Source organism: Haloparvum sedimenti (genome assembly GCF_001462205.1).
Taxonomy (GTDB): Archaea; Halobacteriota; Halobacteria; order Halobacteriales; family Haloferacaceae; genus Haloparvum; species Haloparvum sedimenti.
Genome location: NZ_LKIR01000011.1, coordinates 1 through 4,171, shown reverse-complemented (window position 1 = coordinate 4,171; position 4,171 = coordinate 1). Strand labels below are relative to the sequence as shown.

The window sequence follows — 4,171 nt, the reverse complement described above, 5'->3', positions numbered from 1 at the left end:
GCACAGCCGACGAGCAACGCCGACTCACCCACATCGAAGCCGATCGGTGTAGGCTCTTCAGGCGGTTCTTGCTCCGGTACACTGTATTCGACGGTGACGTTCAATGTCCACGACGTTCGGGTTTGGCGCAATCGGAACTGGCCTACAGACACGTCACCATCGTAGAGGCGATCCCACAACTCCCGCTGATCGGGATTGATGCGAAGCGGTATCCAAAACGAGGTCCCGCGCCCAGCTTGTGGAACGCGCCAGCAGAACTCGTGGGTCCGATCGGGCGAGTGATCCAATTCCCAACCCCGGTTCGTGAACCGGACTGGGTGATCGTCAGTCAATTCCTTGGCGTTGTACGTATTGTAGAGTTGCGGGACGTAGGACTTGAGCGCGTCCTTAGCGTAGGACGTGAGGTTGTAGTCCGTGACGATGTTGTTGACTGCCGAGCGCGTCTCCGCACCACTATTGAACGCGTCCGAAAGGGCACGGCGATACGTGGCCACGGTTCGCTGAAGGCGTCGCTCTTTGTGTGTCGTTGGAGGTACGAGCGTTGCCTGAAGCGTTTTCGTGACCGTGGTACCCACACTAATGTTAACGAAGGGATGATAGTTAAGGATAATGAATTACTAAGTTCCAGAGTAGATGCCGAACCTGAATATCGAGGTCAGCGAGGAGGAGTACGAGCAACTGAGCGAAGTCAAAGACGCTCATGGGCTTACGTGGCGAGGATTGGTGTTACAAGGAGCAAGAGCGCTCGACAAAGAAGGGCCACTCGGATAGTAAATACACGGTCCCGTGTTCGTAGCCGCTCCGTCCCGCAGAGATCTGTTCCCTAAAACAATGACTCAAAAACACTCACAGCTCAGCAGACGGACCGCCCTCCAGACAATATCTACTGCCGCCCTAGCCAGCATAGCTGGGTGCATGAATTCAAATGGGAACTCCGAATCCCCCAGTGACGGAACTCCCTCTTCGAACGATCAGGGTCCACTTCAGCGCGTTGTAGTCGATGGGACAGCGATCAAAGTGGAACTCTCGGAAGAGACCGATGTTAGCCAAGTCAACCTCATCCAGCCGAATGGGGAACCGTTTGGTCAGCGTGACGTAGCAACAGGAGCACAGCAAGTTTCGTTCGAGATTGGAACCTCATACACTCCAGGAGAGTATCGTGTTCTCGCGCTAGAGGGCGAGGAGACTGTACAAGAGTCTGCTCTTTCCGTTCAACCGGATCTTAGCATTGTGGAGATGGGGATCGGGAAGAACCAGCCTGAAGAGATGTGGGATAGCTCGAGTGACAAAATCTCAAAAGAGGCCTTCGTTTCTGTCGAAAATCAAGGGAATGGTCCGGATGCAATCACGCAGCTCCTCTTTATCGGTGATGTTCCATATCCCTCGGATGATGAAGGGACGAACTACGATGAAAACGACGATGTCAGTGGCATATACGATCCAGAAGAAGATATAGAAGTTGACGAGGTAGTCATAGAACCGGGAGAGCAGCTTACACTGTACAGTTACCGTTCACCGTTCGCATTCGTTCGAGGTGAGGGAACTTCGTGTGAGAGTGAAGAACAAACCGGGAGCTTCGAAGTCATTCTAGAAACACGGGTAGGGACTAACCGCGTTTCCAATACTTACAGTATCCACTACTCCGCTTCAGAAGAGTTCGATAATTGTGAGATTACGATTAGTGAGGGCTAACTATGGTGGACCTGATTGATGTCGTCTTAGAGGGGTTCAAAGATGTCGTCGATTGGGTTATCTCACTCTTCATGGAGGGACTGAACACTGGTTATGAAACCCTCACTGAGGAGATGTTCGGGACTCCAACGCCTGAAACGGAAGGCGCGTTTGTCTTTGGTGCGCCAACAAACGGACCTTGGCCTGCAATCCGGGATGCGTTGGTCGGTGGTGAGATTATGCTTATCTCACTGCTTCTACTGGTGATGTGTGTTCAAGGGCGACACACAATTCGGATATTCAATATCGGAAGTGCGTACGAGGCAAGGCGGACGAAGAAGACTGCGTGGGTTGGTGTATTCCTCATCATCAGCTGGTACTGGGTCAGTATTCTTGGACTCTACATCGTCGATGGGTTCACGATAGCGTTGATGCCGAGTCTAGAGACCCTAGGTGATGCGATGCTGAATTTCCTGAAAGAGTCCCTAACCAATCCCGGGCTTGCGTTCGTGTTCGCAATGGTTGGCGGTCTCTCGATGTGGGCACTTGAGGCTCTCTACTACATTCGGGAGGTGTTACTTTACGTGTATGTCTACGGGATGCCGATAGCTTTCGCTCTCGCCTATGGTAACGTTCCAGTCCTTTCGGACATCGCGATGGGATTCTCTAAGCGGTTTGTTCCTTTGGCGGTTCTACCCCTTCCAGCAGCAGTCGTGTTCAAAGGATACGATCTGCTCTATTCGCAGGGAGCGCTCACGCCAAATAGTGCGTTTCTGAAGTACCTAGTTGCGTCCTCACTACCGCTTATCGCGGTCTATCTCACTTGGAAGACGTTCAAATACGCAACCCCGCTGACGGCGAAAGTTCTCGGCGGTGCCACCAAGGGAGCGGCCCTTATCGGTGGCGTAGCTGCCGGTGCGTATGCCGGGGGCGCGGGCGTCGCGACCACCGCCGCTCGGTGGGGACCGAAAGCCGCAGCCGGCCATGCCGTCGCACAGAAAGCTGCGGCCCGCGGTGGTCATGGCGAGGGTGGAGATAGTACGCCCTCGTACCGACGCACCGAGAACGACCCAGGTGGCACTACGTCGGAAACATCGGGTGAGGAACGCGGAATGGACTTTGATAGAGGTATCCACTAAACATGTCCATCGACCAAGACGCAGCCGCACGGCGCATCATGAACCAGTTCGGTGAGGAGAGTCGCATCCCCTACCTCAACATCGAGGAAGGCGACGTCGGCGTCCTGATCGCCTTCCCGATCGTCGGCCTGTTCATCGCCGGCCTCACCGGCATCGAATCACTCGCCCTGCCGTTCGTCGCAGGTGGCTTCGGGTTCGGCGTCGCGATCGTCTACGTCTCGCCCGACCACCTCAACGCGTGGACGTGGACCAAAGACGTCTATCGCTACGTCAAGCGCCCCCAGATCACGTTCAGCGCCCCGGAGGAGGCCGACAGTAGTACCAACGAAACAGAGCGCAACGAGGGCGGGCTCGCGAACTACACGCCGTTCAAGCCCGACGAGCGGACCCAAGACCTCACGAACATCGAGCGGGCGTGGCCGGGGGGCGGCGCGATCCAGCGCGCGGACGGCACGATGGAGGCGTTCATCGAGGTCGACCCCGGCAACATGGACTTCGCGATGTCCGACGACTGGGCACAGCTCCAGGACGCCGGCGAGGAGTTCGCTAACAAGGAACTCGACTCGAAACTCAAACTCCACGCCACAACCCGCTCGTTCCCGGTCGAACAGATCACCGAGAACATCGAAGACCGCCTGAACGACGAGGACGTCAAAGAAAATCCGATCTTCCGGGAACTCCTCGAGGAGTATCGGGAGACGCGGCCGAAGGAGATGCGCGACCGTGGAATCCAGCAGATGCGGTACTACATCGGCGTCCAAGTTACCCCGCTGGAGGTCTATGACCGCTTCCGAGACGAGGGGACACCGGCCGAGAAGCTGACGCAGTTCCCTGTCATCGGGTTCCTGTTCAACCCGTTCGTGACCCGCCGCGAGGACCTCACCGACGTCGAGCGCCGCGCCCAGATGTTCGAGAAACTCGATAGCCGAGTCAACGACGTGCGGTCGGAGTTCATCCAGCAGGCCTCAGGGTGGTCCGCTCGGCGGCTCAGCACGGTCGAACTCTTCGTGTTGAATATGGACTTCTGGAACGGTCGCGAACACGAGTACGACGACGCAGAGAGCGTCGTTCGCGAACAACCCATCATCGGCCACTCACGCCGGGAGGATACCCACGATGCGTAATCTCGTCCTCCAGACAGACAGCGGAGCCGTTGGCCAGCTCACAGAGTGGCTCACGAATCCGACCTCAGCTGAAGGGGCGGCCCTCTATATCCTGCTCACGGTACTGGTCGGTATCGGCGGGAAACTCCTCTGGGACTGGTACACCGAAGACGACGAGGAAGAGGTCGAGTTCTCGGATCTGCTCGACGAGGAGACCATCGAACAGGGCGCGGCCGAACGCCAACTTCTCGACGACAT

At 56.5% G+C, this 4,171-nt stretch carries 3 protein-coding genes and 2 pseudogenes; 4 read left to right on the top strand and 1 reads right to left on the bottom strand.

All coding sequences use genetic code 11. The annotated features are described in order from the left end of the window. Nucleotides 1-575: pseudogene (locus AN233_RS15940) on the bottom strand (RNA-guided endonuclease TnpB family protein); the annotation flags it as partial. Nucleotides 576-831: 256 nt separating this feature from the next. Here AN233_RS15940 and AN233_RS15935 point away from each other — a divergent pair. From AN233_RS15935 to AN233_RS01100, 4 genes and pseudogenes are all read left to right on the top strand, one after another. Then, on the top strand, nt 832-1,692 hold the full coding sequence (locus tag AN233_RS15935) for a hypothetical protein (protein WP_176696598.1): 861 nt from the start codon (nt 832-834) through the stop codon (nt 1,690-1,692). A gap of 2 nt (nt 1,693-1,694) precedes the next feature. Continuing rightward, on the top strand, nt 1,695-2,810 hold the full coding sequence (locus AN233_RS01110; RefSeq protein ID WP_058365041.1) for a hypothetical protein: 1,116 nt from the start codon (nt 1,695-1,697) through the stop codon (nt 2,808-2,810). Nucleotides 2,811-2,812: 2 nt separating this feature from the next. Further along, nucleotides 2,813-3,934, top strand: coding sequence for a hypothetical protein (locus AN233_RS01105; protein WP_058365040.1), 1,122 nt, complete (start codon nt 2,813-2,815; stop codon nt 3,932-3,934). Next, a pseudogene (locus AN233_RS01100) lies at nt 3,927-4,171 on the top strand (VirB4 family type IV secretion system protein); the annotation flags it as partial. The gene AN233_RS01105 and the pseudogene AN233_RS01100, both read left to right, overlap by 8 nt.

What these genes read in the sequence shown, in the direction of transcription:
- AN233_RS15935 (WP_176696598.1), top strand. Translation starts at nt 832, where the DNA reads ATGACTCAAAAACACTCACAGCTCAGCAGACGGACCGCCCTCCAGACA.
- AN233_RS01110 (WP_058365041.1), top strand. Translation starts at nt 1,695, where the DNA reads ATGGTGGACCTGATTGATGTCGTCTTAGAGGGGTTCAAAGATGTCGTC.
- AN233_RS01105 (WP_058365040.1), top strand. Translation starts at nt 2,813, where the DNA reads ATGTCCATCGACCAAGACGCAGCCGCACGGCGCATCATGAACCAGTTC.